Source organism: Brevundimonas fontaquae (assembly GCF_017086445.1).
Lineage (GTDB): Bacteria > Pseudomonadota > Alphaproteobacteria > Caulobacterales > Caulobacteraceae > Brevundimonas > Brevundimonas fontaquae.
The window spans coordinates 234,213-260,459 of the sequence record NZ_CP070968.1 but is presented as its reverse complement, the minus strand read 5'-3'; the positions used below and the strand labels follow the sequence as shown (position 1 = coordinate 260,459).

19 protein-coding genes, 1 tRNA gene and 1 pseudogene are annotated in these 26,247 nt (G+C 65.5%); 9 read left to right on the top strand and 12 right to left on the bottom strand.

The window, feature by feature from the left end; all coding sequences use genetic code 11:
• Positions 1 to 9: 9 nt before the first annotated feature.
• The gene (locus JX001_RS01230) at positions 10 to 2,874 is read right to left on the bottom strand and encodes a M16 family metallopeptidase (RefSeq protein WP_205681968.1); all 2,865 of its coding nucleotides are present in this window, start codon (positions 2,872 to 2,874) and stop codon (positions 10 to 12) included.
• A 190-nt stretch (positions 2,875 to 3,064) separates the two neighbouring features.
• Between JX001_RS01230 and JX001_RS01225 the strand changes: the two genes are divergently transcribed.
• A complete protein-coding gene (locus tag JX001_RS01225) occupies positions 3,065 to 4,303 on the top strand; it encodes an argininosuccinate synthase (protein ID WP_205681967.1) in 1,239 nt (412 codons plus the stop codon).
• On the opposite strand, the gene JX001_RS01220 is transcribed toward JX001_RS01225, so the two are convergent.
• From JX001_RS01220 to JX001_RS01210, 3 genes and pseudogenes are all read right to left on the bottom strand, one after another.
• Positions 4,300 to 5,601, bottom strand: coding sequence for a PQQ-dependent sugar dehydrogenase (locus JX001_RS01220; RefSeq protein WP_205681966.1), 1,302 nt, complete (start codon positions 5,599 to 5,601; stop codon positions 4,300 to 4,302). The genes JX001_RS01225 and JX001_RS01220 overlap by 4 nt on opposite strands.
• A 59-nt stretch (positions 5,602 to 5,660) precedes the next feature.
• Positions 5,661 to 6,980 (bottom strand): annotated as a pseudogene (locus tag JX001_RS01215) (acetyl-CoA hydrolase/transferase family protein).
• 55 nt (positions 6,981 to 7,035) lie between these two features.
• Positions 7,036 to 7,812, bottom strand: coding sequence for a phosphatase PAP2 family protein (locus JX001_RS01210; protein ID WP_066625164.1), 777 nt, complete (start codon positions 7,810 to 7,812; stop codon positions 7,036 to 7,038).
• A 280-nt stretch (positions 7,813 to 8,092) separates the two neighbouring features.
• Here JX001_RS01210 and JX001_RS01205 point away from each other — a divergent pair, with 280 nt between their 5' ends.
• Together JX001_RS01205 and JX001_RS01200 are read left to right on the top strand one after the other, a co-directional pair.
• Positions 8,093 to 9,976, top strand: a complete 1,884-nt coding sequence (locus tag JX001_RS01205) for a ribonucleoside-diphosphate reductase subunit alpha (RefSeq protein WP_434082633.1) — start codon at positions 8,093 to 8,095, stop codon at positions 9,974 to 9,976.
• A 172-nt stretch (positions 9,977 to 10,148) separates the two neighbouring features.
• Complete coding sequence (locus JX001_RS01200) at positions 10,149 to 11,000, top strand: lipid A-modifier LpxR family protein (RefSeq protein ID WP_241004703.1); 852 nt, start codon at positions 10,149 to 10,151, stop codon at positions 10,998 to 11,000.
• A 4-nt stretch (positions 11,001 to 11,004) separates the two neighbouring features.
• Here JX001_RS01200 and JX001_RS01195 read toward each other — a convergent pair whose 3' ends face one another.
• A complete protein-coding gene (locus tag JX001_RS01195; protein ID WP_205681964.1) occupies positions 11,005 to 12,747 on the bottom strand; it encodes a gamma-glutamyltransferase family protein in 1,743 nt (580 codons plus the stop codon).
• A 144-nt stretch (positions 12,748 to 12,891) separates the two neighbouring features.
• On the opposite strand from JX001_RS01195, the gene JX001_RS01190 reads away from it, so the two are divergent.
• Positions 12,892 to 12,968: transfer RNA gene (locus JX001_RS01190), tRNA-Arg, on the top strand.
• 131 nt (positions 12,969 to 13,099) lie between these two features.
• Here JX001_RS01190 and JX001_RS01185 read toward each other — a convergent pair.
• Positions 13,100 to 14,038 (bottom strand): site-specific integrase, encoded by a 939-nt coding sequence (locus JX001_RS01185; RefSeq protein WP_241004702.1) that lies wholly within the window; start codon positions 14,036 to 14,038, stop codon positions 13,100 to 13,102.
• A gap of 1,010 nt (positions 14,039 to 15,048) precedes the next feature.
• Between JX001_RS01185 and JX001_RS01180 the strand changes: the two genes are divergently transcribed.
• The 4 genes from JX001_RS01180 to JX001_RS01165 all read left to right on the top strand — a co-directional run bounded on the left by JX001_RS01180 (position 15,049) and on the right by JX001_RS01165 (position 18,229).
• Positions 15,049 to 15,375: a hypothetical protein gene (locus tag JX001_RS01180; RefSeq protein WP_185225528.1), complete on the top strand. Its 327-nt coding sequence runs from the start codon at positions 15,049 to 15,051 to the stop codon at positions 15,373 to 15,375.
• A gap of 26 nt (positions 15,376 to 15,401) precedes the next feature.
• The gene (locus JX001_RS01175; RefSeq protein WP_185225529.1) at positions 15,402 to 15,611 is read left to right on the top strand and encodes a hypothetical protein; all 210 of its coding nucleotides are present in this window, start codon (positions 15,402 to 15,404) and stop codon (positions 15,609 to 15,611) included.
• Positions 15,612 to 15,750: 139 nt separating this feature from the next.
• On the top strand, positions 15,751 to 15,894 hold the full coding sequence (locus JX001_RS01170; protein WP_185225530.1) for a hypothetical protein: 144 nt from the start codon (positions 15,751 to 15,753) through the stop codon (positions 15,892 to 15,894).
• A gap of 202 nt (positions 15,895 to 16,096) precedes the next feature.
• Positions 16,097 to 18,229 (top strand): recombinase family protein, encoded by a 2,133-nt coding sequence (locus JX001_RS01165; RefSeq protein WP_205681962.1) that lies wholly within the window; start codon positions 16,097 to 16,099, stop codon positions 18,227 to 18,229.
• A 10-nt stretch (positions 18,230 to 18,239) separates the two neighbouring features.
• On the opposite strand, the gene JX001_RS01160 is transcribed toward JX001_RS01165, so the two are convergent.
• Positions 18,240 to 18,629: a hypothetical protein gene (locus tag JX001_RS01160; RefSeq protein ID WP_205681961.1), complete on the bottom strand. Its 390-nt coding sequence runs from the start codon at positions 18,627 to 18,629 to the stop codon at positions 18,240 to 18,242.
• Positions 18,630 to 18,702: 73 nt separating this feature from the next.
• Here JX001_RS01160 and JX001_RS01155 point away from each other — a divergent pair, with 73 nt between their 5' ends.
• Complete coding sequence (locus JX001_RS01155; RefSeq protein ID WP_185225533.1) at positions 18,703 to 18,969, top strand: helix-turn-helix domain-containing protein; 267 nt, start codon at positions 18,703 to 18,705, stop codon at positions 18,967 to 18,969.
• Positions 18,970 to 19,551: 582 nt separating this feature from the next.
• Here the strand turns inward: JX001_RS01155 and JX001_RS01150 are convergent.
• The 5 genes from JX001_RS01150 to JX001_RS16525 form a co-directional block, all read right to left on the bottom strand.
• Entirely contained in the window at positions 19,552 to 20,565 is a 1,014-nt protein-coding gene (locus JX001_RS01150; RefSeq protein ID WP_205681960.1) for an IS110 family RNA-guided transposase, read from the bottom strand.
• 273 nt (positions 20,566 to 20,838) lie between these two features.
• Positions 20,839 to 21,837, bottom strand: coding sequence for a family 8 glycosyl hydrolase (locus JX001_RS01145; protein WP_205681959.1), 999 nt, complete (start codon positions 21,835 to 21,837; stop codon positions 20,839 to 20,841).
• Positions 21,821 to 22,225 (bottom strand): cellulose biosynthesis protein BcsD, encoded by a 405-nt coding sequence (gene bcsD, locus JX001_RS01140; protein ID WP_205681958.1) that lies wholly within the window; start codon positions 22,223 to 22,225, stop codon positions 21,821 to 21,823. Before bcsD ends, JX001_RS01145 begins: the two co-directional genes overlap by 17 nt.
• The gene (locus JX001_RS01135) at positions 22,222 to 25,383 is read right to left on the bottom strand and encodes a cellulose biosynthesis protein BcsC (RefSeq protein ID WP_205681957.1); all 3,162 of its coding nucleotides are present in this window, start codon (positions 25,381 to 25,383) and stop codon (positions 22,222 to 22,224) included. Before JX001_RS01135 ends, bcsD begins: the two co-directional genes overlap by 4 nt.
• 10 nt (positions 25,384 to 25,393) lie before the next feature.
• Entirely contained in the window at positions 25,394 to 26,221 is an 828-nt protein-coding gene (locus JX001_RS16525) for a hypothetical protein (RefSeq protein ID WP_491523254.1), read from the bottom strand.
• Positions 26,222 to 26,247: the final 26 nt, after the last annotated feature.

Sequence of the window (26,247 nt, the reverse complement as noted above, 5' to 3'; positions counted from 1 at the left end):
GTCGTCGCCCTATTGGGCGGCGGGGGCCGCCGCGCGGACCTCGACAGGGATGCCCAGGGCGTCCAGTTGCGGCTTGACCACCGAGGCGTCGCCGACCACGACCCAGACGAACTTGGACGGGTCGATGGCGGCCTTGGCGGCGGCGTCCAGCTGGACTGCGGTCAGGGCGTTGGTGCGTGCCGCGATGGTTTCCGGATAGTCGTCCGGACGGCCCAGCAGGGCGTTGGAGCGCATGGCGCCCAGGACGGCGGCCGAGGTCTCGTAGCTGCCGGCCAGACGGCGGGTGTTGCCATTGATCGTGCGTTGCAGCTCCTCGGGCGTCACGCCCTTGCCGCCCGACAGGAAGTCGTTGAACTGCTGGTTCAGGGCTTCGATGGCCGGGCCGGTCTTGTCGGCCTGGACCGGGGCGGTGACCAGATAGGGCACGCGTCCGGCAAACGGATTGACCGAGGCGTTGACGCCGTAGGACCAGCTCTTGGTCTCACGCAGGTCCGAGTTGATGCGCGACAGGAAGTCGTTGCCGAGCACATTGTTCGCCGCATTCAGCACCAACAGGTCGTCGGTGCCCGACAGGCCCAGAACCTCGCCGCCCATGATGTAGGACTGGGGCGATTGCGGACGGTCGATCAGCACGATCTTGGGCGTCGCGGCCGGGATCGGGGCCGAGAAGTCCTTGACGGCCTTGGCCGATGCGGGCGGCACCCATTGACCGAAAGCGCTGTCCAGGATCGGCGTCAGCTCGGCCAGGGGGCGGTCGGAGACGACGAACAGCTTGGCGTTGTCCGGGCGGATCCACTTGGCGTAGTCGGCGCGGATGTCGGCGTCGGTGATCGCCTTCACGCTGGCCTCGTCGCCATTGCCGCTGAACGGACGGCCATAGGGGCTGTTCGGCCCGTACATCAGTTCCGGCAGGGCGCGGCTGGCCAGGGCGGCCGGCTGGGTACGCTCGGCGGCGATGCGCGACAGGCGGGTGGCGCGAAGGCGCTCCAGCTCGGCCGGGGCGAAGGCGGGATTGCGCACCACCTCGGCCATCAGATCCACCGAAGGCTTCAGGTTCGGCGTCACCGCCGAGAGCTGGACGACCGAGCTGTCCATCGTCGCCCCGGTGGTGATGGTTGCGCCCAGGGCTTCCTGCGCCTCGGCCAGCTGCGTGGCGTTCAGGGTGCGGGTGCCCTCGTCCATCAGGTCCAGCATCAGGGTCTGCAGACCCAGTTTGGAGCGGTCGTCGGCGGCCAGACCGGCGTCGAAGTCGAGCGCGATCTTCGTCGTCGGGGTGGCGTCGCGCTGGGCGTAGATCACCTCCATGCCGTTCGACAGGCGGGTGCGCTCGACGGCCGGGAAGTCGACGTTGGCGACCTGACCGATCTCGGGCTTGGGCATGCGCGGCTTGCGCTCGATTTCCGGGGCCGGAGTGCGGTTGGCGCCGGACGGCGCGGCGGCCGCCTCCTGATAGGCTTCGCGCTGGCCGGGCAGGGTCGTCAGCGTATAGGCCGGACGGGTCAGCCACTTCTGCATCGCCGCCTTGACCTGGGCCGGCGTGACGGCGGCGTAGGCGGCCAGCTGCTTCTTGTAGAACTCCGGATCGCCCGCATAGAGCTGGCCTTCGGCGAGCGCCGTGGCCTTGCCGCCGAAGCCGCCGACCTGTTCCAGGCCCTGGATGCGGCGCGAGGCGTATTGGGTGACGACGCGGTTGATCTCGTCCTGGGTCGGGCCGTCCGCGATCAGGCCGTTCAGGATTTCACGCATGCGCGCCTCGACGGCGGCGGGGTCTTCGCCCGGCTTGATCGTGGCGCTCATCTCGAAGATGCCGACGCGATGGAAGGCGCTGTTGCCGGCGCTGGCCGAGACGGCGGTCTGTTCGCCGCGCACCAGCTCATTGTCCAGGCGCGAGGAGGCCAGGCCGCCCAGCACGGAGGCGGCGACGCTGAGCGGCACCGAATCCGGGTCCAGCATGCCGGGCACGGCCCAGCTGACCTCGACCTGGGCGTTCGAGACGCGGTCGTGGGTGGTTTCGCTGAGCGGGGCGGACAGGGTCGGGACCGGGGCCTGGGCGGGATTGTTCACCGGACCCTTGGCGATCGGGCCGAAGTATTTGTCGGTCAGTTCACGCGCCTTGGCGGGAGTGATGTCGCCGGCCAGCACCAGAACGGCGTTGTTGGGGCCATAGTTGGAGGTGAACCAGTCGCGCACCGTCTGCATCGAAGCGGCGTCCAGGTCGGCCATCGAACCGATGGTCGAGTGGCGATAGGGGTGGCCTTCGGGGAACAGGGCCTCCAGCTGCTTGTACTGGTTCAGGCCATAGGGCTGGTTGTCGCCCTGACGCTTTTCGTTCTGGACGACGCCGCGCTGCAGATCGAGCGTTTCCTGGCTGATGGCGCCCAGCATGTAGCCCATGCGGTCGCTTTCCATGAACAGGGCCTGTTCCAGCGCCGGCGTCGGGACAGTCTCGAAATAGTTGGTGCGGTCGAAATAGGTGGTCCCGTTCATGTCGGTCGCGCCCATGTTGCGCATCGGCGTGAAATAGCTGCCAGGCGCATTTTCCGAGCCGCCGAACATCAGGTGTTCGAACAGGTGGGCGAAGCCAGTCTTGCCGGCCGGCTCGTCCTTGGAGCCGACGTTGTACCAGACGGAGACGGCGACGACGGGGGCCTTGTGGTCTTCATGGACTAGGACGGTCAGGCCGTTGTCCAGGGTGAACTTGGTGTAGGGGATGTCGACTTCGTTGATCAGCTGCGACACCGGCGCGGCCTGGATGGCGGGCGCGGCGGCCTGACCAGAGACTTGGGCGGCGGGAGCAGGCGCCACGGAGGCCCAGACCGGCGTTGAGACCGCCAGGAGGGCGGCGGCGGCGACGAGAGAGCCAGTGCGGCGCATGCGATATCCTCGGGATTGCAGTTGGAGGGGACCATAACGCCGGTCTGCCGCCTGGCAACGCGACCAAATGGAACATGACGAAAGGTTCATGTTCTCCCCCGCGCGACCCGGAAAAGGTTGCATCGCCGGACCCCCGGTCTTATGCGCGCGTCAACTCCCCGACTGACCGCCCCTTGCTGAAAGAGCCGCCATGTCCGCCCCCGCCGACAAGCCCGTCAAGAAAGTCGTCCTCGCCTATTCGGGCGGGCTGGACACCTCGATCATCCTGAAGTGGCTCCAGACCGAATATAACGCCGAGGTCGTGACCTTCACCGCCGATCTGGGCCAGGGCGAAGAGTTGGGCCCGGCGCGCGAGAAGGCGCTGAAGCTGGGCATCAAACCCGAGAACATCTTCATCGACGACCTGCGCGAAGAGTTCGTGCGCGACTTCGTCTTCCCGATGTTCCGCGCCAACGCCCAGTATGAAGGCGACTATCTGCTGGGCACCTCCATCGCCCGCCCTCTGATCTCCAAGCGCCAGATCGAGATCGCGCGTCAGGTCGGCGCCGACGCCGTCTGTCACGGCGCGACCGGCAAGGGCAACGATCAGGTCCGGTTCGAGCTGGGCTATTACGCGCTGGAGCCCGACATCCGCGTCATCGCGCCTTGGCGCGAGTGGGAGTTCCGCAGTCGCGAGGCCTTGCTGGACTTTGCCGAAAAGAACCAGATCCCCATCGCCAAGGACAAGCGCGGCGAGGCGCCCTTCAGCGTCGACGCCAACCTTTTGCACTCCTCGTCCGAGGGCAAGGTTCTGGAAGACCCGGCGGTCGAGGCGCCCGAGTTCGTCCACCAGCGCACGATCGCGCCTGAGGACGCGCCGGACGTGGCGACCGTCATCGAGATCGGTTTCGAAAAGGGCGACGCCGTCTCGATCAACGGCGAGGCCATGTCGCCCGCCACGATCCTGACCGCCCTGAACCAGTATGGCCACGACAACGGCATCGGTCGCCTGGATATGGTCGAGAACCGCTTCGTCGGCATGAAGTCGCGCGGCGTCTATGAGACCCCTGGCGGCACGATCCTGATCGCGGCGCACCGCGGCATCGAAAGCATCACCCTGGACGGCGGCTCCATGCACCTGAAGGACCAGCTGATGCCGAAGTACGCCGAGCTGATCTACAACGGCTTCTGGTTCTCGCCCGAGCGCGAGATGCTGCAGGCGGCCATCGACAAGAGCCAGGAAAACGTCTCCGGCACGGTCAAGGTCAAGCTGTACAAGGGCAATGTCTCGGTCATCGGCCGCGAAAGCCCCAACAGCCTGTACGATCAGGACCTGGTGACCTTCGAAGAAGGCGTCCAGGCCTATGACCACAAGGACGCGGCCGGCTTCATCAAGCTGAACGCTCTTCGCCTGCGCGTCCTGGCCAAGCGCGACGCGCGCAAGAGCTAGGGCGTCTTATCCGACCGGGCGATCCTGAGGATCGCCCGGTTTCGGTCGTCCGTGACCCAGATCGATCCGTCGGCGGCGACGGCCAGCACGACCGGCGCGCCGCGCGGCTGACGGCCTGCGACCGTGTCCCAGCCCGGCGTCAGCACCTTGCCGCGTATGCTGGGCGCGCCGGCGGGATAGGACAGGGCGCCGCGCGGATAGATGGCGTAGCGGCCGCCGATATCGGTCAGGGGGCGGCCCTCGCCATCCGTCTCGGCCGCCACGATCCGGCCGCCCGCGCGACGATAGCCGTGCCAGCTCATCAGCAGCCGGCCGCGCAGTTCGGGGAACATCGCCCCGTCGTAATAGATTAGATCCAGCGGTGCGGCATGGGGCGGCAGCAGGGCGACCGGGCGGTCGCGCTGGCTGCATCGCGCCTGGCCCGCGCTCCAGCCCGGCAGGGGCGTCGCCAGATCGACGCAATAGGGCCAGCCGTAATGGCCGCCCTGACGCAGGACATTGATCTCGTCATAGGGATGGTCGGGCGTGGTCAGGTCGACCGAGTTCTCGCCTTGCAGGATCGTGCCCGACGGGTGCCGGACCAGGGCGATGGAGTTCCGCAGGCCCGAAGCGAAGACGGTGCTGTCCTCGGCCCAGCGGCCGTTGCCCAGATAGGCATGACGGCGAACCTGGGCCGTCGCCGCGCTGTCGATGCAGGCGCCGGCCGCATTGGCGCGCGCCCGGCCTCGCGCATCCACGCAGCGGTCGCTGGGCGCGCCGACATTGACCAGCAGGTCGCCGTTGGCATCGGAGACGAAGCTGGACAGGGGGTGGCGGTTCGCGTGCAGCCGGTTGTCGGGCAGATCGCCGATGATTGTTCGCACCGTCGCCGCCGGATCGGCCGCGTCGGGGTCCAGCGTCAGGATGCGGTTCATCTCGGACACATAGATGCGCCCGTCCGGCCCGCGCGCCGCCGTGTGCGGCATGTTCAAGCCTTGAGCCAGCCGTCGCCAGCGCGGCGCACCGTCGGAGCCGAACGACAGCCGCCAGATCGCGCCATTGCCCGGATACCAGTTGCCCAGGTCCGTCACCAACCAGTCGCCGTTCGATAGCGCCAGCAGGCCGCGCGGCATCCTGGGCCCGTCGGCGCCGGTCCCTTGCCACACAAGCCCCAGACAATAGCCCGGCGCCATCCGCACGCTGGTCATGGGTCGGCCGCCGCAGTCGCCGTCGGTCGCATAGGCGCCTTGCGCGGCCCTCGCGCTGACAGGCGCGGCGACGAGCAGGGACAACAGGGCCAGAAGGCGGACGGTCTTCATAACGCCAGAAGTCCCGACGGAAGGCCCAAGATCAAGCCGTAGTTCAAGTTGTCGGGGCGTCAGATCAGGCCCTGCTCGCGCGCCGCTGTTGTCAGGCCGTCGCGAAACTCGGGCGCGGCCAAGGCGATCAGGGCGCGGGCGCGTTCGCTGGACGACTTGCCCTTCAGATTGGTCCAGCCGTGTTCGGTGGCGACGATGTGGGTGTCGTTGCGCGGCGTGGTGACCGGCCCGTCCAGACGCGCGACGATGCGAGAGGCCGTCCCCTTCGCCGCCGTGGAATGACAGGCGATGATTGACTTGCCGCCCTCCGACCCATAGGCGCCGCGCACGAAGTCCAGCTGGCCCCCGGCGGCCGTGAACTGGCGCCCGTTCAGGAACTCCGAGCATCAGGCGCCGGTCAGGTCGATCTGAAGCGTGGCGTTGACCGAGATCATCTTCGCATTGCGCGCGATCACGGCCGGGTCGTTCACATAGGAGACCGGATGGGCCTCCATGCCGCGATTGTCGTCCAGGAATTCGTAGGTGTTGAGATCGCCCATCGAGAAGGCGAAGACGCCCACGCCCGGATGCAGGGTCTTGCGGGCATGGTTCGCCACGCCGGCCTGCATCAGCTCGACCAGGCCGGGCGTCAGCATCTCGGTGTGAACGCCCAGATCGCGGTGGTCCATAAGGGCGTCGCAGACGGCGTTGGGCAGGGCGCCGATCCCCATCTGAAGCGTCGCCCCGTCCTCGACCAGGCCCGCGATGATCCGCCCGATGGCCAGGTCCGCCGGCTGAGGCTCGGCGCGCGGCACGACCAGCAGGGGCGCGGCATGTTCGACGATGCCGGCGACCTTGGACACATGGACGGTGCAGTCGCCGAACACGCGCGGCATGTGCGGATTGACCTCGACGATCACAGTCTTCGCCGTCTGCGACACCGGCTTGGAATAGTCGGTGTTGGTGCCGAACGAGAAGAAGCCGTCCGCATCCATCGGCGAGACGGTGCAAATAAGGGCATCCACCTTGACCTCGTCGCACAGAAGGCGGGGCGACTGCTGAAAGCCCGTGGGGATGAACTGCACGGGGTTGGGGCGACCCTCCTCGTGTGCGCGCTGCTCAAGCCGGCGTTCGATGGCGCTGTGGAACAGGCTCCAGGGGCGGATCCGGTCCATCAGTTCATAGCGCAGCACCGTGTCCCCCGCGATGGCGGTCGAGAGCAGATAATACAGGTTCACATCCTCGACCTCGCCGCGCGCGGCCCGTTCGGCCAGGGCCCTGAGCAGGGCGGGCGGCTGGGACACGCCAAGGCCCATGGCGACCTTGGCGCCCGACACGATCAGGGCGGCGGCCTGGTTGGGGGTTTTCAGGCGTTCGGCATAGAGGGCGGCGTGATCCATGGCGTGCGTCTCCGACATGTCTTCAGACTAGCCTGCCGCGAGGCGGATCGCGGGCCTAGACTTTGGTCGGGTCGGGGGCGGCTTCGATCGGGGAGGCTTCGTCCTGCAGCGCCGCGCGGTGACGCTTCTGCCAGCGCGCCACCCCATAGGCGACCAGCCACAGGGCCATGGCCCAGGCCGCGCCGACCGCCCAGCCGGCGAAGACGTCGGTGGCCCAGTGGGCGCCCAGATAGATGCGCGTCAGCCCGACCAGCAGGGCCAGCAGAATGCCGACGCCCAGCACGAAGACCTTGAACCGCTCGCGCGGGAAGGCGCGGGTCAGCATGACGGCGACGCTGAGATAGAAGACGGTGGATAGCAGGGCGTGGCCGGAGGGGAAGCTGGCGTTGATCGTCTCCACCGCCTGAGCGGCGGCAGGGGGGCGGGCGCGTTCGAACACCGCCTTCAGGCCTTCCGACAGCGCGACGCCGCCGGCCAGGCCAATGACCAGCAGCAGGGACGACAGCCATTTCCGCTGGCTCAGCAGGAAGACGATCACGATCAGGGCGAACAGACCCAGCACGGAGATGCCGCCCAGCGAGGTGATGTCCGCCGCCGCCTCCTTTAGCCACCACGGCCCCCACGGCCGGCCTGGATCGTCGGCATAAGGCCGCATCAACGCCAGAACATGAAGATCGAAGGCCTGGCCCTCGCCCTCTGTCATCTCATCGGCTAGGCCGGCGAAGGTCAGAACGCCGCCGGCGACGACCAGCAGGGCCAGAAGCGCGGCGATTTCCGTGCGGGCGACCGTCAGGGCGCGTATCAAAAAGGCGCGTAAGTCAGAAAGCGTCATGGGCGAGCCAACGGCCAAGCTGAGCAGTCGTTCCGATCACGCGTTCGTGATCACGCTGTCGCAGGCGCGCAAAACGGACGTGCTGGCTTGCACGCGGGCTTTTCCCCAGACGGCTGGGACTTGTCCGACCGATTCGCCCACAATGGTCGGCGTCAACCCGTTGACGGGTCATTAGGCATATGCGCCCTATATGTGGGCTCGGGGAGCGCAGAGGCCACAAGATGATGTGGTCGCGGCGCGGGCGGCTCAAACGATTTTTTTGTTCAGGACGCAGATGACCATGGCTGGCGGCGAGGCATTGAAGACGACGGAATTCCAAGGCGTTGCGGCGACGCCGACGCCGGAACGCCCCCACCTGACCGTGGTCAAATCGGTCCAAGTTGACCGCGCGCGCGACGATCTGCTCACCGACTTCGGCAAGAAGACGCTGGAAGATCGCTATCTGCTGCCGGGCGAAAGCTATCAGGACATGTTCGCGCGGGTCTCGACCGCCTTCTCGGACGACGCCGAACACGCCCAGCGCCTGTATGACTATATGAGCCGCCTGTGGTTCATGCCGGCGACCCCGGTCCTGTCGAATGGCGGCGCGGATCGCGGCCTGCCCATCTCCTGCTTCCTGAACGCGGTGGGCGATAGCCTGGACGGCATCCAGAACGTCTGGAACGAGAACGTGGCCCTGGCCTCCAACGGCGGCGGCATCGGCACCTATTGGGGCGGCGTCCGCTCCATCGGCGAAAAGGTGAAGGGCGCGGGCAAGACCTCGGGCATCATCCCCTTCATCCGCGTGATGGACAGCCTGACGCTGGCGATCAGCCAGGGTTCGCTGCGCCGCGGTTCGGCCGCCGTCTATCTGGACATCCACCACCCGGAAATCGAAGAGTTCCTGGAGATCCGCAAACCGTCGGGCGACTTCAATCGCAAGTCCCTGAACCTGCACCACGGCATCAACGTCACCGACGAATTCATGGAGGCCGTCAAAGTCGGCGGAACCTTCGATCTGAAGTCGCCCAAGGACGGCGCGGTCATGAAGACCGTCGACGCGCGTTCGCTGTGGACCAAGCTGCTCGACATCCGCATGCAGACCGGCGAGCCCTATCTGATCTTCTCGGACACGGTGAACCGCCAGATGGCGCCGCACCAGCGCGACCTGGGCCTGAAGGTCAAACAGTCGAACCTGTGCGCCGAGATCATGCTGCACACCGGCCGCGACCACCTGGGCGTGGACCGGACCGCCGTATGCTGCCTGTCGTCGGTCAACGCCGAGACCTTCCTGGAATGGCGCGAGGAGCCGCGCTTCGTCGAGGATTTGATGCGGTTCCTGGACAATGTGCTGGAGGACTTCATCCGCCGCGCCCCGCCCGCCATGGCCGCCGCCGTCTATTCGGCCAAGCGCGAGCGTTCGGTGGGTCTGGGCCTGATGGGCTTCCACTCCTTCCTGCAGGGGCAGGGCGTGGCCTTCGAAAGCGCCATGGCCAAGTCGTGGAACATGCGTCTGTTCAAGCATCTGCGCCGCGAGGCCGACAAGGCCAGCCGCCTGCTGGCCGAAGAGAAGGGCCCGTGCCTGGACGCCGAGGAGCGCGGCGTGATGGAGCGGTTCAGCCACAAGCTGGCGATCGCCCCCACCGCCTCGATTTCGATCATCTGCGGCGGCACGTCGGCCGGCATCGAGCCGATCCCGGCCAACATCTACACCCACAAGACCCTGTCGGGCTCGTTCGCGGTCAAGAACCCCTATCTGGAGCGCCTGCTCGACGAAAAGGGCATCAACACCGAGGCGGTGTGGAGCTCTATTCTGGAGAACGAAGGTTCGGTCCAGCACCTCGACGCCCTGAACGAGGATGAGAAGGGCGTGTTCAAGACCGCCTTTGAACTGGACCAGCGCTGGGTGATCGAACTGGCCGCCGACCGCGCGCCGGAAATCTGCCAGGCCCAGTCGCTGAACCTGTTCATCCCCGGCGACGTGAACAAATGGGACCTGCACATGCTGCACTGGTCCGCGTGGGAACGCGGCGTGAAGTCGCTGTACTATCTGCGCTCCAAGTCGGTGCAGCGCGCCGCCTTCGCGGGCGCCGAGGACAAGGCCGAAGAGGCGGTCGATCCGAACCAGCCCGATCTCTTCTCCCTGCCTAAGACCGACTACGACGAGTGCCTGGCCTGCCAATAGGGGTCATCTGCACCAACCGACCCGAAGGGCTCCGCGACAGCGGGGCCCTTTTTCGTTTTGGAACCCCGGCAGGTCGTCCTCGTTCAAAAGCGACGAAACCATGACCAAAAGCTGTTGGACTCCTGCGCCTGAGGGTTGCAGTGTATGTCCAGCGGATCGGTGGGGAGACCGGATGCGATTGAAGGCCTGTATTGTCGGCTTTGGGGGCGTGTTGGCGATGGCCGGCGCGAGCGCCGCCTGTGCACAGACCTGGGCCCCCAACGCCTTCGACGCCTCGCCCGATATCGAGGCGCGCCTGACTGAACAGACCAGTTTCCGCGTAGCCCCTGACGCCCGGTTCGGCGCTCAGATTGAAATCCCGACCGCCTTCCGTCCCGACGACCGATCCGGCCTGTCCGCCAGCACGCGCAACGACGTCTGGATTGATCGCACCGACTTCACCGACCGGGTGACGCTGGAAACGGCCGGCCGTCTGCGCCGCGCCGACGGCTCTCCCTTGCCGGTGACGCCCGTCGATCGGGCCGAACTGGACCCCGACGCCTATGACCTGCGCTATGTGCGCGGTTTCCGCGGCGCGCGCGGCCACACCGCCTCGGGCCTGGAAGTCAGCCTGACGCCACACGCGGGCTTGGGCGTCGGCAGCGAAGGCCGTTCGGCCGAGGCCGGCGTCACGCTCAAGATCGGCGAGGGTCTGGATCGTCTGGCCCCAAACGGCCGCGAACGGTTCGGAGAGCGGCCGCGCTGGTATCTGTATGCCGCCGGATCGGGCCGGGCCGTGGGCTACAATTTCGCCCGCACGCGCGACGGCGACTACGCCCGCTCGGGATACACCCAGGACAAGGGCAGCTTCCTGGGCGACGCCTCGATCGGCGTGGCCTATCGCAAGGGCGACATGCAGACCTCGTTCGGCGTCGTCTATCGCGAGATCGACGCCGGCAAGGGTCTGCGCGGCATGAACGGCCTGGACACCGACGTCAGCGAAGGCCTGCTGGCCTTCCAGCTCTCGATCCGTCCCGGCCGCTGAGCCTTCAGCGAACCTCAGAGACCGCCACGCCCTCGCGACGCGGATCGGCCCCGCCGTCCCAGCGACCGTCGCGCCAGATCGCGCCATGCAGGCCCGAGGTCTCGGTGGCGTTGGGCTTCAGGGCCATGCCCGCCGCCGCCAGGGCGTCGCGGATATCGGGCGCGATCAGGTCGGTGTCGGCCCCGACCATCTCGCCCCGCACCACCAGATTGGGCAGGGCGATCGCCTCCTGCATCGACAGGCCCCAGTCCATCGTCCCGACCAGGGCCTTGGCGACATAGGCCAGGATGCTGGACCCGCCTGGCGAGCCGATGGCGCCGACCAGTCGCCCTTGACGATCCAGAATCAGCACCGGCGTCATCGACGAGCGCGGCCGCTTGCCCGCCGCCACCGCATTGGCGGCCGGATGCCCGTCCTCCAGCGGTGTGAAGGAGAAGTCCGTCAGCTGGTTGTTCAGGAAGAAGCCGTGGACCATCCGTCCGTTGCCGAAGATGCTCTCGACTGTCGTGGTCATGCTGACCGCATTGCCCCAGGCGTCCACCACGACCATGTGCGAGGTGCCGCCCGGCTCGGCGGTCTGGTCGGCCCCACGCGGCGGCGATCCCGTCGGGGCGCCGGCCTCGACCGGGCCGTTCACCTGCGGGGCCAGGGCCGCGCGCGACGCGACGTAGTCGGGATCCAGCAGGCCGGCGATCGGCACGCCGACGAAATCATTGTCGCCGATGTATCGGTCCCGGTCGGCGTACATCAACCGCTGCAACCGCCCGAACGCCACCCAGGCTTCGGGGCTCCGCGCGCCCTTGTCCAGATCGGACGTGTCCTCCGCCATCGCCAGGAATTGCAGCAGGGCCACGCCGCTGGACGGCGGCGGCGGCACGCAGACCACATAGGCCTGATACGGCCGGCAAAGGGCGTCGCGGCGCAAAGGGCGATAGCCGGCGATGTCCGCCTCGGTCAGGCCGCCGGGACGCGGTCCTTCGCGAACCGCCGCTGCGATGTCTGCCCCGATCGGCCCGCCATAAAAGACGCCAGGCCCTTGCTGCGCCAGTCGCGCGACCGTGTCGGCGTAGGCGGGGTTCTTCAGCGTATCGCCGGCTCGATACCGCGTGCCGTCCGGCTTGGTGAAATAGGCGCTGGCCCACCGCGTCCGCGCCTGGGGACTGCGTCCATTGATCATGCCGGCCAGACGCGGGCTGACCGTGAATCCGTCGCGCGCCAGCCGTTCGGCGTCCCCGAACAGATCGCGCCAGGCCAGCTTGCCGTGGTCCTTCTGCGCCATGGCCAGCATGGCCACCGCCCCCGGCGCCCCGGTCGAGCGGCCCGACAGCACTGCGTCGATGATGGGCAGGGGCTTGCCGTCTTCGTAGAACAGCTCGGGCGTCGCCGAGGCCGGCGCGGTCTCGCGCCCGTCATAGGCCGTGACGGTCCCGGTTTCGGCGTCATAGCTCATCAGGAAGGCCCCGCCCCCCAGGCCCGACGACTGCGGCTCCACCAGACCCAGCACCGCCTGGATCGCCACCGCCGCATCCACGGCCGATCCCCCACGCCGCAACACGTCCATCCCCGCCTCGACCGCCAGCGGATTCGCCGCCGCGACAAAGGGGCCCCGAGCGGGCGATGCGGCCGACACGGCCTGCGGCGGCGCTGTCGCCGGCGCGGGCGCGCCTTGGCTGGCTGTCGCGGTCTGGCATCCCGCCATGAGGACGGGAACCAGCACAGCGGCGATCTGGCGACGGAATGAACGCATGGAAGATCCGAAAGCAGGGGAGCGTCAGACAGGCCTAAGCCGTCGCAGCCGCCACGCCAACCGCTTCATATGCAGAAACTGCATTCCCCCGCTTGCGTCCGCCCGATCCACCGGCTAAAGACCCGCCCTCGCCGCAAGGCAGCCGCACCCGTAGCTCAGCTGGATAGAGCATCAGACTACGAATCTGAGGGTCGGGCGTTCGAATCGCTCCGGGTGCGCCACTTGCTTTCTCTTTTGAAGGCAATCTTTTGGTCTCAAGGCGAGTTCCCACAAAACCTGAAGCGGCCGGCTGTTTTTACAGTGGTTTTACAGGCTTTTTTACAGAGCGATCGCAGCATCGTTTTCCGATGCGTTAGGCGTCTTTTTTCGACATCGCGCGCACAGACTGATCGATCCGGTCTTGGGCCGCATCCGCGAGGCGGCGACGGCTGGCTTGGCGACGATAGATTCGCGCCGCTCGATCGGTCGCATGTTCCAGGTGGCTCATGATTTCGGCGTCGGAGCCGCCCGACTCGGCGATCTCATTGCCTCGCGCATGTCGTAGGCCGTGGATGTCCAGCGGACAGGTGAGCTCGCCTTTGGCGTTGACCCCGGCTCGAACCTTTCCTGCCTTGGCTAGGCTCAACAGAACCCGATCCAGCGACTGGTTCAGCCCTCGTTCGCGGAAGGGCTGTCCACGGTCGTTGTAGGCGATTGTAGGGCCTCGATCCGGCGTGCTGTCGATCAAGGCTGTAAGGCGGGGATCCTCCCGCTTGTCGCAGGCCACCTTTCGTTTCTCCGTGAGCCACAGAAGGCGGATGTGCTCAGAGCCGTCCGAGGCGCGTGTGGGGACGCGAGCGGACCTGGGGAGGGCGCAGATCGTCTGGCGTCTGAAGCCGGCATACCGGCCAAGGCCTACCGCCCGCGCTAGTCCGGGAAGGCCGCGCCTGAGGCATTCCTCCAGCACTGCAGAGACTTCGTCGTCCGTCCAGGTCGGATGAGGCTCGCCGAGGGCGTGCGGGCGTTTGACCTTTGCGAGTTTTAGAAAGGGGTCACCGGAGATGCGGTCATCGGTCTGATCGTCGATCGCCGGCGCTAGAGCGTTTTTCAGCACCTGCATGCGAAGGTTCGCCGCCCGGTGTCCGCGCGGCGCCGAGTCGTCCCTCAGGGCCCGCAACCATGCCTGGGACACATCGGAGAGCATGACGTCGCCGAGATCCGAGATCATCTCGTCGATGTAGTCCTGGTAGGCGCGCTGGGTGGAGCGCGCTTTAGAGATGAACTCGGCCGACCTGTTGTAAGCGGACAGCATGCCGCCGATCGTATTGGGGCGAGGGGTCTTTGCAGCAGTCTCCGCCGTCGCCATACGGCGCAGGATGGCGGCGACCTCCGCCCGCAACGCCTCGGAGCCATCGGGCGACAGGAGAGGGCCTTCACGATAGGCGCCCTTTCGAAAGTACAGATAGGTCTGGCCGTTGCGACGGTTGCGTTGGACGTATCGAATAGGCGGACTGGGCTCGTCCGTCACGACCGACGCCCGGCGGTTCGAGCTCTGACTCTCTCAAGGGCGTCTTCTGTGCGGCTCCCGCTCTGCAGGCCGTCCTGTGCGTCCGGAGGTGAGGGCGGCGCATGGGTTTCGCCGCGTTGTGGGAGAGTCTCCAGCCATGCGTCGATGTCTGAACGCCTGTAACGTACGCATCGTGCTCCAAGGTCGAGCGGACGGACGGTAAGGATGCCTCCGAGCGTCTCTTTGCTCATCCCCGTATAGGCCGACAGCACATCCTGGCTGAGCAGGGCCGGCCAGGCGTCCGGTATGTATTTGGGATCACTCGGTGACCGCCGCTGGACACTTCGTTCGACGGCATCGTGCCTAGGCCGTTCCGGAAGCCAGGGACTAGCGGCTCTAACCCGTCCGTCTGCCTGCCTTTCAATCCTTATCAACTGGGTGGCCAGCGCGTGAAAGCGGTCGTTGTTCGCGCTTCTGGAACATGTCTGTGCGGGAAGTCTGATGGGCGAGCCCATGACGATCTGCCTCGTGCTGACGGCGTCGAATCGCCGAACGGGGCAATCATTTATTGCTCTCGGATTGCCTAATCAAGCAAGAAAGTTGTCAGGATTTGCCGCGCGGAGGGTGCGCGACCCGGCCGTCACGGCTCTTCATGTCGCGAGGCAAGCTGTATGTTTATGGGTTTGCTTATGAATTTCGGCCGTAGCGGACCAGGAGTGTCAAGTGCTATTTTCGACAACAAAATCAGATAATTAATCCGTTGCATCTGAAGCGTTATCGCTCATGCTTAGGAAGTCCAAGCATAAGGAGGTGCAATGATGGAGTCGAGTATCCCCAAACCGATCGCCCGCGAGGCGTTCGAGCGAGCGGAGATCGCGAAGGGTGAAATCGTGCTGAGGGGGTCGGCGCGGCTCGTCGGGTCCGAGGCCCTTCAGCCAATCGATCTCATCCGCGAGATCGTCGATGCCGAGCCGTTCGCACTCAACGACGCGGTCGTGGAGCGTGTGCTCCACCTGCTGGTGGAAGTGGTCGTGAAGGCCGGCGTCGCTGGCGCGGGCGTCAAAGTGCCCGAGCTTGGGACATTCGACGCCACCGGCGTCGACGGAAAGATGGTGTTTCGATTTTACGAGGGCGACCAATGAGCGGAGAGCGACCGACGAGGTTTCAAGTGTTCTACCTGTGCGCTCAGCTCCGCGATGGCACCGTCGAGCGCCGCAGTCCTTGGATCAGCGACGAATGGCTGCGTGCCGAGCTGGCAAAGGATCCAAGTCTGGACCGTTGGGTCGATCTCCCAGACGAGTTCGTGGAGCACGGCATCACCTACCCCCTGCCTTACGAGGAAGAACAGACTGTCGGTAATGGAGGTGAGCGTGAATAGCCTTGGCCAGATACGTTGCGCGGTCAAACGTCAGCTGTTCGCCAGCGTGCATTCTTTCGCCCGGAGAACGAGGCGGAAGCCCCGTTCTCTTCGGCTCAATCTGCGACGTAGGGAGTTGGTCATAGACGTCCACGGACGCATGGCGATCGGGCTCATCGACGGCGAGTACAAGGCCGTCGGCAGCGATCCGTCCCAGGTCATGCGCCGACTGATTGAGATGGTGCGATCTGCCAGTCCCCATCCGAATGTGGATGGGGAAGATCGGATGTCCGAGGAGGGCTGAGGCATGTCAGATCGATGCAGCACATATTCGCCGGCCTCGCCGACTTCGGGATGTCTGGATGAGGAGCTCTGGCGCCGCGCACAGGTTCGACGCGAACGGGATATGTATCCTGAGCTATCAGATGAGGACCGTTTGCTGCTGCCGCTGGTGCTCAGCCTCGCTCGTCTCGCTGCCCAGCGTGACGCAAAGGGAGGTGACCGTCATGTTTGACAAGCCGCTGCCGCCGCCTGGGTCGCGGGCCATCTTGCTTGGCCGGTTTTCCGACAGCCATCAAAACCCGATGTCTGCGGATGACCAGATCGCCGTACTGCGAGCCGATTGCGAGCGTCACGGGTGGGTGGTCGTGGGCGAGTTTCAAGACAAGGCCAAGTCCGGACGGTCAGTTGCGCGTCGGACGGGATACCTTGATGCAATGGCCGCCGCCGAAGCGGGGTTGGCTGATGTGATCTGCGTGTTTCACCTGGATCGCTTGGGCCGCAACGCGCGAGAGCTCCATCATGCCAACTATCGCCTGAAGGACGCCAATGTTGTGATCTACACGCACGACAAGGGTGTGATGTCGCGGATGGAGTTTTCGCTCTTCGCCGAGATAGCGGAGATGGAGAGCGAGAAGATCGCTGAGCGTACCACCAGAGGGCGACTGGCTGCGGCTACGCGTGGCAAAATCATGGGCGAGCCTCCCTACGGCTTCCATCACGTCAATGAGCTGGATGAAAGCGGAAACCCAAAACTCAATAGTCGAGGTGCGCATATCAAGCGGCTCGAGATCGACCCCGTCACGTCCAGGGTCGTGCTTCGGGTCAACGAGGATTTTGATGCCGGAAAGAGCCCGCATCAAATCGCTGTGGAGTTAACCAAGGAGGGAATCCCCACGCCCGAGGGCGGGAAAATGTGGCACCCGAACACGATCATCGGCGTAAGCCGGTCAATGTCAGGACTGCTTCGCAACCCGATCATTGTCGGCAAGGTCATTCATGGCAAGGTGAAGACATCTTATGACGAAAAGACCGGCCGAGTAACCAGACGCAAGAATGATGTGGCCGATCGGATCGAGCATGATGCGCCGTGGCTGCGCATCGTTCCTCAAGACATCTGGGACCGAAACCAGGAGCGTCTGTCCAGGCGCCCGCCATCCAAATTGCGCGATCGTCGTCGTCCGACTTATCTGCTCAGCGGACTGGTCCGGTGCGGCATGTGCGGAGGGCCGTTCAACCAGGTTGCGACCAACATGGGCTGTACCGCCCATCGTATGAAAGCGTGTGCGAATGCACGGCGCGTTCGGCGAGAGGCCCTTGAACAGGTGGTCTTGGAGGGATTGGCGCAACGTCTATCCCGCCCCAGTATCGTTGAATGGTTTATCCCGGAATATCTGCGAGAACAGGGGCCTGCGCGTGCCGAAGGTGGGGATAGGTATGAACGATCAAAACTGCGCCTTGGCGAGGTCGAGCGAGAGATTAACAACCTCATCTCGCAGGCCAAATCCGGCGCCAGCGGATATGCGGCAGCGCTGATAAACGACAATCTGAACACGCTCGGCGCTGAAAAGGATCGGCTCGATCGCGAGATGCGTGCTGGGCCTCCTGCCGCACCGGCAAGCCTCACCACGGAGGTGCTGACGCAACGCATTGCTGTCTTGTTGCAGAATCTTGGGGTGGCGCTGACGGGCGATGAACGCGACGCCACGCGCGCCAAGGCTATTCTGCGCGGCCTCATCTCCAAGATCACTGTGAGCCCATACGACGCCGAAGGCCGCAGGCCTGACGGGCGGGGGGCGGGAGCCGTCAGGGTGATGGTCGAAGGCGAGATCAGCCGCTTGGTCGATCATGCCATGCTTGATCGGAAGATTATGCATGGGCGTGGTGCCGAGGACGTGCATGGACTTCCGATCGCCACCTTCCGGTTTTGGGTGGATTTGCACCGGACGCTCACGGCGGAGGAAGAAGGAATCTGGCGCGACACTGCCATAATTGCGCGCCTGCTCGATGATGCGGATCGGCCCTTGCCTTTCAGTGAAATGATCAGTGCTTTCAATGACCGTGGTCGTGAACCCACGGCATTGGAGGTTAAACTCGACGAGACCCGCGCTCGCATAGCTTTGGCGCAATTCAGGAGGGACGGCTCTGTTCGCTCAATACGTCTGGGTCAAACCAATCGCGGATGGGTGTGGAACGACCGTGACCTCACAGATGAACAATGGCGTGCGCTTTATGAGCAGCAGACAAGCAGTCGACCGCCGCGATTTTCCGGTGCTTATGCGCAGGCGACGTTCGAACCGATACGAGCGTCTGCGCCCGAGGCGGATGTTACCGTCGTCGGATCGGGAGCAATCACGTGACCGATTCCCGCTACCTGTAGGCTTCGGCGATCCGGTTTGCCCGCTGCGAGATTGCGATCTGAGCCTCTAGCTCCTCTGTCGTCGGGTTGTAGATACGCCGGCAGGTTTCGTAATCGAACTCGCGAATGCAGGCATTTTCCTTTTCCCGCTGCTCGACGTCACGCCGTTCGGCTTCGGCATATCGCGCTTGTTTGGCAGCCTCTTCAGCAGCCGCCTTATCAGCCTGCTGCTTTTGTTCAGCGGCATATTCGGCGGCTGCGGCCTCCTGCCGCGCTGCGTAGCCCTTAGGGTCGCGCATAATTTCCATGCCCCAGCCGATGTAATAGATGCTCGCCCACACTAAAACGCCTGCGCCCACCAATCCCATGCAGCCCAGTACGCCCTTCTCATTCTCGGTCATCACAGCCCTCACGATTTAATCTGTAGGCTATACCCCGTGGTTTAATGGAGGTTGAATCTGGCGCTTAGCGCTGATGAACGGACGCGCGCTGGTCGCATGGAATCTGAGGCGGCTGAGGACCGAGCGAGGCGTATCGCAGGAACGCCTCGCCGCCGACGCAGGTGTTGACCGGGCCTATATCAGCGAACTCGAAAGAGAGCTTGGGAACGCTAGTGTGGACATGCTGGACAAACTAGCCTCGGTTCTCGATGTCACCGTCGCCGAGTTCCTCACACGGCCACCTGAGGGCTACTCGAAACTGAAGGCTATGACGCCTGGGCGAAAACCAAAGTCGACTTAGCCTTCTGCATAGGCAGACAGATATTGAGCAAGATGCCGCACTTGGGATCGTGGCTAGACGGTCGTTCTTTGATTATCGCCGTCGCTCATGGGGTGTCATCCGAAGGTATGAAGTTGGTTCGCGAATTCAGACGCCGAACATGATACTTCGCCAACAAGCCAGATACGCAACATAGCCAACTGACCCGCTGCTCTCCCCATAGCGAGAAGCGCAGCGGGACAGTCCGTTTCGTCTCCAGTCATGCGAGCATCGATCATGACGTGATGGTGTGGACGACCTCCACCTGACCAGCTTTTCTGGGGTGTCGTCATCAGGGACGTCATGTGTGGACGACCTCCCAGACGCAAGAGTGAAAACGACGTTGGCGCTCGGTCGAGTGCAGTCATGTGTTCGGCCTGTTGATGCAGCTGTGTGCGCTGCTGGCCTTGATGAAGTCCGCGGACGGGCTCCCTAATCACGTCAACGCGCTCAAGGCGCTCTGACCCCCTGGGTTTCACCTGTCCCCGGCTGCGGCCGGTTCGTCATCACGTCTCACCACTCTTCGTCTGCGGCGTCGGTCCCTGGTGAAGACCGGGCCGATCTCTATGCCGTCATGGGCCTGTAGTCCTCCTGTCGCGCCATCAGGGTCCAGGCGATGCGAGCGGTCTTGTTGGCCAAGGCTACGGCGGCGACCTTGGGCTTTTTGCGTTCGAGCAGATTGCCCACCCAGCCCTCGCGTCCTCGCTGGCGGGCCATTCGCAGGACAGCCGTCGCCCCAACGACCAGAAGGCGTCGAAGGTAGCTGTCGCCCATCTTGCTGATGCCGCCCTGGCGTTCCTTTCCGCCACTACTGTTGGCGCGTGGGGTGAGCCCCAACCAAGCCGCAAACTGCCGGCCTGATTTGAACAGCGTCGGATCCGGCGCGCTGGCGGCCATGGCGCTGGCGGTGATCGGCCCGATGCCCGGGATGGTCGCTAGCCGCCGGCTCGTCTCATCCTGGCGGTGCCACTCAAGAATCCGGCGTTCCAATCGTCCGATCTCTGCGCCGAGATGGTCAAGCTGGTCTGCCAGGCCTCCCAGCGCGGCACGCGCCAGATCGGGCAGATCCTGTTCCTCTTCCCGAAGAGCCCTGAGAGCCGCCTGCACCCCCGCCGGGCCTTGAGGGGCGATGATGCCGAACTCTCCGAGGTGGCCCCGCAGAGCGTTGATCAGCATCGTTCTCTGGCGAACCAGGAGATCCCGGGTCTTGTGCAGCATCAACACAGCCTGCTGCGCCTTGGACTTCACGGCCACGAACCGCATGGTCGGCCGTGTAACGGCCTCGGCGATTGCCTCAGCGTCGGCGGCGTCGGTCTTGCCGCGCTTCACATAGGCCTTCACATACGCTGGCGGCATGAGCCGCACCTCGTGGCCGATCGCCATCAGCTCACGCGCCCAATGGTGGGCAGAGGCGCACGCTTCAATGCCGACGAGGCAGGGGCCGATCGACTGGAAGAAGCCCAAGACCTGGCCGCGTCGCAGTTGCCGCCTCACGACGACAGTGCCGTCAGCCCCAACTCCGTGAACCTGAAAAACAGTCTTCGCCAGATCGAGCCCGACGACAGCGATGGTCTGCATGATACCGCTCCTAGACGTGACGTCCCTGATGACGACACCCCAGAAAAGCTGGTCAGGTGGAGGTCGTCCACACCATCACGTCAGTGGCGCTCGCCACGCGCGCCGCCCAGTTCGGCGCGCGCTGCCTGAATGATCCTCGGGCTGATGCAGTTTAGACGGGCTTCCCGCCGTACCGCCGCCTATGCGCTGAGTTCCAAAGCGGCCCGACGAGTGACCGCTGCTTGAGATCGACCCGGGCGACGCCATCTCGCGACCTTGGCAATCAGCTCGCCTCTATTTCACAGGCAGATTTGTGAGACGTCTTAGGGTCTCGGAATAGTAGTCTTCGGTCGATTGCGGCGTCGACGGCTTGCGATCCAGGGTGGAGAAGGCGATCGCCTTGACGCCGTCGGAGGCGGCATAGGGCGCTACGGCGCCGCTAGTTACATCGATCCAGGCGGGCCAGCCGCCGGCCTTTTCGGTCTCGCGCCAGTATCTGCTGAACCGCCCCAACTCCGCGGTGCGGCCCGACATTTGCAGATAGAGCGGTACGCGCACGGCGTCGAAACCGAACCGCGCCGGGTGTCCTGCGGCCGGCTGCACCAAACCTGCCGCGTCGAGCTGGATCCAGTCGGTGGGAAGCCCCCAAGTTCCAAAGGCGGCCACGCCGATCAGGTCCGCGCCATCGCTGATGACATCATTCCACAATGGCTCCAGCCGGGCGAAGGCATCCAGGGCCGGCCACACATAATAGGACGGGTTTAAGATTGCGACGTCGTCGGCCAAGAACCCCAGCCGCCCCGGCAACAGGACACGCCGACCGGCATGGCTGGTGCAGGCTTCACGCAAAATCGCCGCGCGCAAGCTTTGCGACTCCTGGGCGTATTCCGGCACGTTCCACGCGCCCGCCGCCCGCAGCAGGGCCCAGGCGATCAGAAGGTCGCCGTCGGTGGCGTTGTTGGGATCCTTGACCGGATCGCTCTGGGACGGATCGAAACGCCAGGCCAACAGGCCCGTATCGGTCCGGGACAGATGCGTCTTCGTCCACGACCACATTGAGGCGAACGTCGCCCGATCCTCGGCTGCGAAGGCCAGGATCATGCCGAACCCCTGGCCTTCCGAATGGCTGACGTCACCGTTGCCAGTGTCGATCACGCGTCCGTCGGGCGAGACGAACCGCTGCTTATAGGAGCGCCAGTCGGAACCCTTCAGGTCTTCGGCGCAGGCGGTGGGGGCGAACGCCGTTAGGCCTACTACGGCTAGCAGGGTCCGCCGATCAATCTGAATAGACAAACTTCAGCTCGCCTTTCGACCTTGAGCCCCGTCCCAGAACCCCGCGCGAGTCCATTCGGTGGAACCAACTGCGGTAAACGCCCTCTACAATGAACGGCAGGGCGTCGCTCCAGAGCACATTTTCGGGCGGTAATTGAGGCAGGCGATGCGTAATCTCAAGCCGTCGCGCGCCGGTGGTCAGCGTCACGGACCCCATGCCCAACTCCGCCCAGATGCCGTTCATCCAACGCGTCAGATAGCCGGTGTCGCCTTGCGCTGACATGATGCAGACATCGCCGATCTTCTCTCCGACCGTGACGAGGAATTCGTCCGACCTCGCGCCGAGCTGGTCGCGCAGCTCGGACAACATCGCCATCGCCAGCAGAGACTCGACGCCCGCTGGGATCACTGACCGGCTCCGAAGGCCTGCTTCAGCCTCAGGTTCATACGGTATTCGTCGTAGTTGCCGAAGGTGTTCATGCGTGCGTCCAGACCGATGGCGGTGGCGCCCATCTGGCGCCAGCCCTCGACCCCGCCTGAGAAGGCGAAGCCGCTGCGGCTTTCGCTGTCATACTGGGCGCGGACGTCGTTGTTCAGCAGTTTCAGCGCCGTCAGTTGCCCCTGGGCAGTCGGATCTTCGGGATAGAGCGCGACTGCATCCTGCTGATAGGTCTGGTAGCCCGGCGAGAACTGGGCGTTGATGCTCCAGTCGCCACGCTTCCAGCGCACATCAATCGGGAAGGCCGTGCTGACGAAGCTCTGCGGGCTGAAATAACCGCCGTGGCCGAATGTAAAGTAAGAAAGGTTGCGGTCGAACGCCTGATAGTTCAGCGAAATCCCGGCTGTGACGTTCAGAGCATCGCTGCCGTACAGGCGACGATAGGCGCCGATGTTCAGCTCCAGCGCCTTGTTGTCGCTTACGCCCTGACCGGCATAGGCGCGGTAGGCGACATCGCCGAACAGGCCTGTCCCCCCCTGCTCCCAGCTGGCGCCGATGCCGCCGCCGGTCTTCATCACCGAACCCCAGCTTTGCCCTGAAACCGGATCGACGGCCCCGGCGTAGGACAGGACGCTGTCGGTGACGGGGCGACGTTCGGCAAAGACCTTCAGGGCGCCATGCGCGCCCAGACGCGGGCGCCAGGTGAAGCCGGCCTGCACGTTCTTGCGCTCGAACCCGAGCGGGGTGGAGCCGACGTCGGCCGAGATCGTCGGGCTTTCGTAATAGGCCGAGAGGGCCACGCCTGCGGCGTATTGGCTGTCGGGCGTGGCCAGAACCGTCGGCTGCTGGGCCACGATGGCCAGAGCTTCCGCCGTCGCATTGCGGCCGAAACGGGCGCTGGCGGAACGGTTCAGGTCGCCGGCGTCGATGACCGTGGGCGCGACCGATAGACCGATCCGTCCCTGGCCCACGGGCGTCGAGGCGCTGATGGTCGTTGTCAGGGCGTTCAGGCGGCTGAGACCGTCTTCACCCGAGCGGACCCGCGCCTCGACAGCAGCGTCCACCATCGGCGCGTCGTCGCTTTCCAGCTCGGCCAGGGCCTGCTGAACGGGCGTCCTGACCGGCTCGCCGTCGCTGCTGCGCCCGACGCCGCGCAAGGTCTCGGGCGCGAACGGATTGATCGGCACGGATGTCCGGTTCTGCGATGCGTTTCGGAAGGGGTTGGCGACGGTGAAGGCCGATCCGGCGGCCAGTCCGCGCGGTTGCCCCAAGGCATCGGCCTGTTCCAGCAGCCTGCGCGCTGCACGGCGGTCGCCCGCAGCCTGTTCGACACGCGCGCCCGTCAGATAGGCGTTGACGTCCTGCGGCCGGTCACGCAGCAGCAGGCGATAGGACCGCCGCGCCTTGGCGAAATCGCCCTGAGCCGACGCGGTGTCGGCCAGGCCGGTCAGGGCGTCGGGATCGCCGGGCTTGCGCTGAAGCGCCAGTTCGAAGACTTGGGCGGCCTCCTGGGTCATGTCGCCGTCCTGATAGAGGCGGCCCAGCGAGACCAGGATCGCCGGATCCTGGGGTGCGACGCTCCAGCCGGACTGGAGCACATCGAACGCCTCCGCCCTCATGCCGTCTTCGCGCAGACGGTCCGCGCTGGCGACGGCGAGGATCGAATAGAGACGACGCGCAGCGGCTGAGGTCGTCGAACCGCCCGTCACACGCTGGATCACGCCTAGCGCCGTTTCGTCCTGTCCGGTCTGCGCCAGCAAGCGAACCAGCGGCTCGACCGAGGTCGCCGATCCGCCTGGCTGAGCTGCAGCGGCGGACGCGAGCGAGGCCGCACGGTCGTGGGAGCCCAAGGCATAATAGGCGCCGGCCAGACGGATCTGCTGCCCGACAGACGCGCCGGGCACGTTCAGACGGTCCAGCAAGGCCAAGGCTTCGTTGGCACGTCCCGATGCCGCCAGGGCGCGGGCCTGTTTCTCGGCGTCGACCAGGCCGATCTCCGCCTCCAGCGACCGCATCTCGGCGGTGCGGCCCGCCTCGGGCACACGGCGCAACAGACGCAGGGCTTCGGCCGGCCGTTCGGCCTGATTGTAGTAGAGGGCCGCCGCATACAGGCTTTCGGCGGATGTAGAGGTTTGCAACGGCTGGATGATGGCGGCGCCGTCGCTGGCGCGTCCCTGTTCCAGCAGGAAACCGGCGAAGGCGTAGCGCAGCCAAGGATCGCCGCCGCCGCCCCGCTCAAGCGCCTCGCGATAAGCGGTTTCGGCGCGCTGGGGATTGCCGTCGGCGGCCGCTTGCGCGGCTTCGGCATTGGCGATCTTGTAGGCGGCGTCGGCGCTCGTCCCTTCCGCCTGCGCATAGGCGGCGCGGGCCTCGGCGTATCGCGACTGGAGCATCAACAGATCGCCCAGTTGCACCGCGACGAGCGACTTCTGCTCCGGCGTTGCGGCGCTGGCGAGCAGTTGGTTCAGCAACGCCTCGGACCGGGGGCTGTCGTTGGCCTGCCCTGCCGTTTCGGCCTCGCCCAGCAAGGCGAAGAAGCGTGCGGACGCCAAGGCTTCTGTCCAGCGCGATGCGCCGGCGCCCTGGGACGCGCGTTCAAGAAGATCGCGCGCCTCGCTGAACCGCTCCTGACGCAGCCGGGTCACCCCGAGACCGCCCAGGGCGTCCGTGTCGCGGCCGTTGATGGCCAGCGCCTGCTGAAATTGCGTCGCCGCGCTGGCCAGCTCGCCGCGATCCAGCGCCGCATAGCCGGCGACCCGCATTCGCCCGGCGCGATCGGCCGCCGAGGTCCTGGCGCGAGGTTGAGCGGTCTGGCGCGGCGCAGCCGCCTGCGTCGTCGAACTGTCGCCCGTCGAAGGCGCAGGACGAGCGGGCGCCGCAGGCGCCGGGCCCTGGGCCGGACCGGCCAGACCGCGTCGGGCGGCGGCATTGCCGGGGTCGAGCTGCAAAGCCCGGTTATAGGCCTGCGCCGCCAGGTCGCCCCGTCCGCGCGAACGCCAGAAGTCACCCTGACGAACCAGGTCCGCCACCGCGCCCGACCCGATTTGGGCGGAGGCGACGTTCATCGGCCCGACCAGAGCCAGCAGGACCACGCCGCTCGCCACCGAGAGTTTCAACAGAGACTTCATGGGCCACAGCCTATTCATGGTCGGAGCCCGCCAGTCGTCTGCGACCGTGTGCCTTGAGCGAATAATAAAGCGGGAAGCCGATCAGCACTGCTGCCAGGATGGCCGCCAGCGCCAGCATGAACGGCCGCTGCGCGAACCAGTAGCCGATGCCCAGCCACCATGGAAGTTCGCCGCGCCAGTGCGTCGAACGCACCTGATAGGCCTTGAACTCCGTGCCGCTGCGCACGACCAGATCACCCCGGATCTGCGCCTTCGCATCGGCCGTGGGCAGCAGACTGGTCAGTTGCGGCAAGGCGTCCGGCTGGCTGCTTAGAACCGCCACGACATGGCGATCCTTCGAATAGGGCGACGGGAAGCTGGTCAGGCCCTCGAAGCCGTTTGCGGGACCGACGGCCGTTTCAATGTCTTCGGGATTGTCGCGACGCTCAGGCGCGAACCAACCAAAGAAACGCTCAAGCGGCGCCAAACGCGCGACTTCGACGCGTTCGTTGCGGAACCCCACCGGCGCATCCTCGAACAACTGGTCGTTCCTCGCCAGATCGGCGCTTCCGACCACCAGGATGTCTTTGTCGGCCATCCGGCTGGGTTGCAGGGTCCGCATGACGACCACGCGCGTCGCGGCGGCGCCGGTCGAATCCCCGAACTGCCCCATCAGGTTCAGGAAGGCCTCGATCTCGCCCGCCGACGGATTGGCGCCCATCAGCACCGCCGTCTCGCCCAGGTCGGGCATCCGCGTAAATGGGAAGCCCCCGCCTGTGAAGAGGGCAAGATTGGGCATACGCGTGGCGTGGTGAGCGCCGCTGAAGTCCAGGGTGCTGCCCGGATCGATGGAGGACATGACGTTCTTGGGCAGTTGCCCCACGC

What these genes read in the sequence shown, in the direction of transcription:
- JX001_RS01200 (WP_241004703.1), top strand. Translation starts at nt 10,149, where the DNA reads ATGCGATTGAAGGCCTGTATTGTCGGCTTTGGGGGCGTGTTGGCGATG.
- JX001_RS01230 (WP_205681968.1), bottom strand. Translation starts at nt 2,874, where the DNA reads ATGCGCCGCACTGGCTCTCTCGTCGCCGCCGCCGCCCTCCTGGCGGTC.
- JX001_RS01205 (WP_434082633.1), top strand. Translation starts at nt 8,093, where the DNA reads ATGGCTGGCGGCGAGGCATTGAAGACGACGGAATTCCAAGGCGTTGCG.
- JX001_RS01180 (WP_185225528.1), top strand. Translation starts at nt 15,049, where the DNA reads ATGATGGAGTCGAGTATCCCCAAACCGATCGCCCGCGAGGCGTTCGAG.
- JX001_RS01170 (WP_185225530.1), top strand. Translation starts at nt 15,751, where the DNA reads ATGGCGATCGGGCTCATCGACGGCGAGTACAAGGCCGTCGGCAGCGAT.
- JX001_RS01165 (WP_205681962.1), top strand. Translation starts at nt 16,097, where the DNA reads ATGTTTGACAAGCCGCTGCCGCCGCCTGGGTCGCGGGCCATCTTGCTT.
- JX001_RS01150 (WP_205681960.1), bottom strand. Translation starts at nt 20,565, where the DNA reads ATGCAGACCATCGCTGTCGTCGGGCTCGATCTGGCGAAGACTGTTTTT.
- JX001_RS01195 (WP_205681964.1), bottom strand. Translation starts at nt 12,747, where the DNA reads ATGCGTTCATTCCGTCGCCAGATCGCCGCTGTGCTGGTTCCCGTCCTC.
- JX001_RS01220 (WP_205681966.1), bottom strand. Translation starts at nt 5,601, where the DNA reads ATGAAGACCGTCCGCCTTCTGGCCCTGTTGTCCCTGCTCGTCGCCGCG.
- JX001_RS01225 (WP_205681967.1), top strand. Translation starts at nt 3,065, where the DNA reads ATGTCCGCCCCCGCCGACAAGCCCGTCAAGAAAGTCGTCCTCGCCTAT.
- JX001_RS01135 (WP_205681957.1), bottom strand. Translation starts at nt 25,383, where the DNA reads ATGAAGTCTCTGTTGAAACTCTCGGTGGCGAGCGGCGTGGTCCTGCTG.
- JX001_RS16525 (WP_491523254.1), bottom strand. Translation starts at nt 26,221, where the DNA reads ATGTCCTCCATCGATCCGGGCAGCACCCTGGACTTCAGCGGCGCTCAC.
- JX001_RS01210 (WP_066625164.1), bottom strand. Translation starts at nt 7,812, where the DNA reads ATGACGCTTTCTGACTTACGCGCCTTTTTGATACGCGCCCTGACGGTC.
- JX001_RS01160 (WP_205681961.1), bottom strand. Translation starts at nt 18,629, where the DNA reads ATGACCGAGAATGAGAAGGGCGTACTGGGCTGCATGGGATTGGTGGGC.
- JX001_RS01185 (WP_241004702.1), bottom strand. Translation starts at nt 14,038, where the DNA reads ATGCTGTCCGCTTACAACAGGTCGGCCGAGTTCATCTCTAAAGCGCGC.
- JX001_RS01155 (WP_185225533.1), top strand. Translation starts at nt 18,703, where the DNA reads ATGAACGGACGCGCGCTGGTCGCATGGAATCTGAGGCGGCTGAGGACC.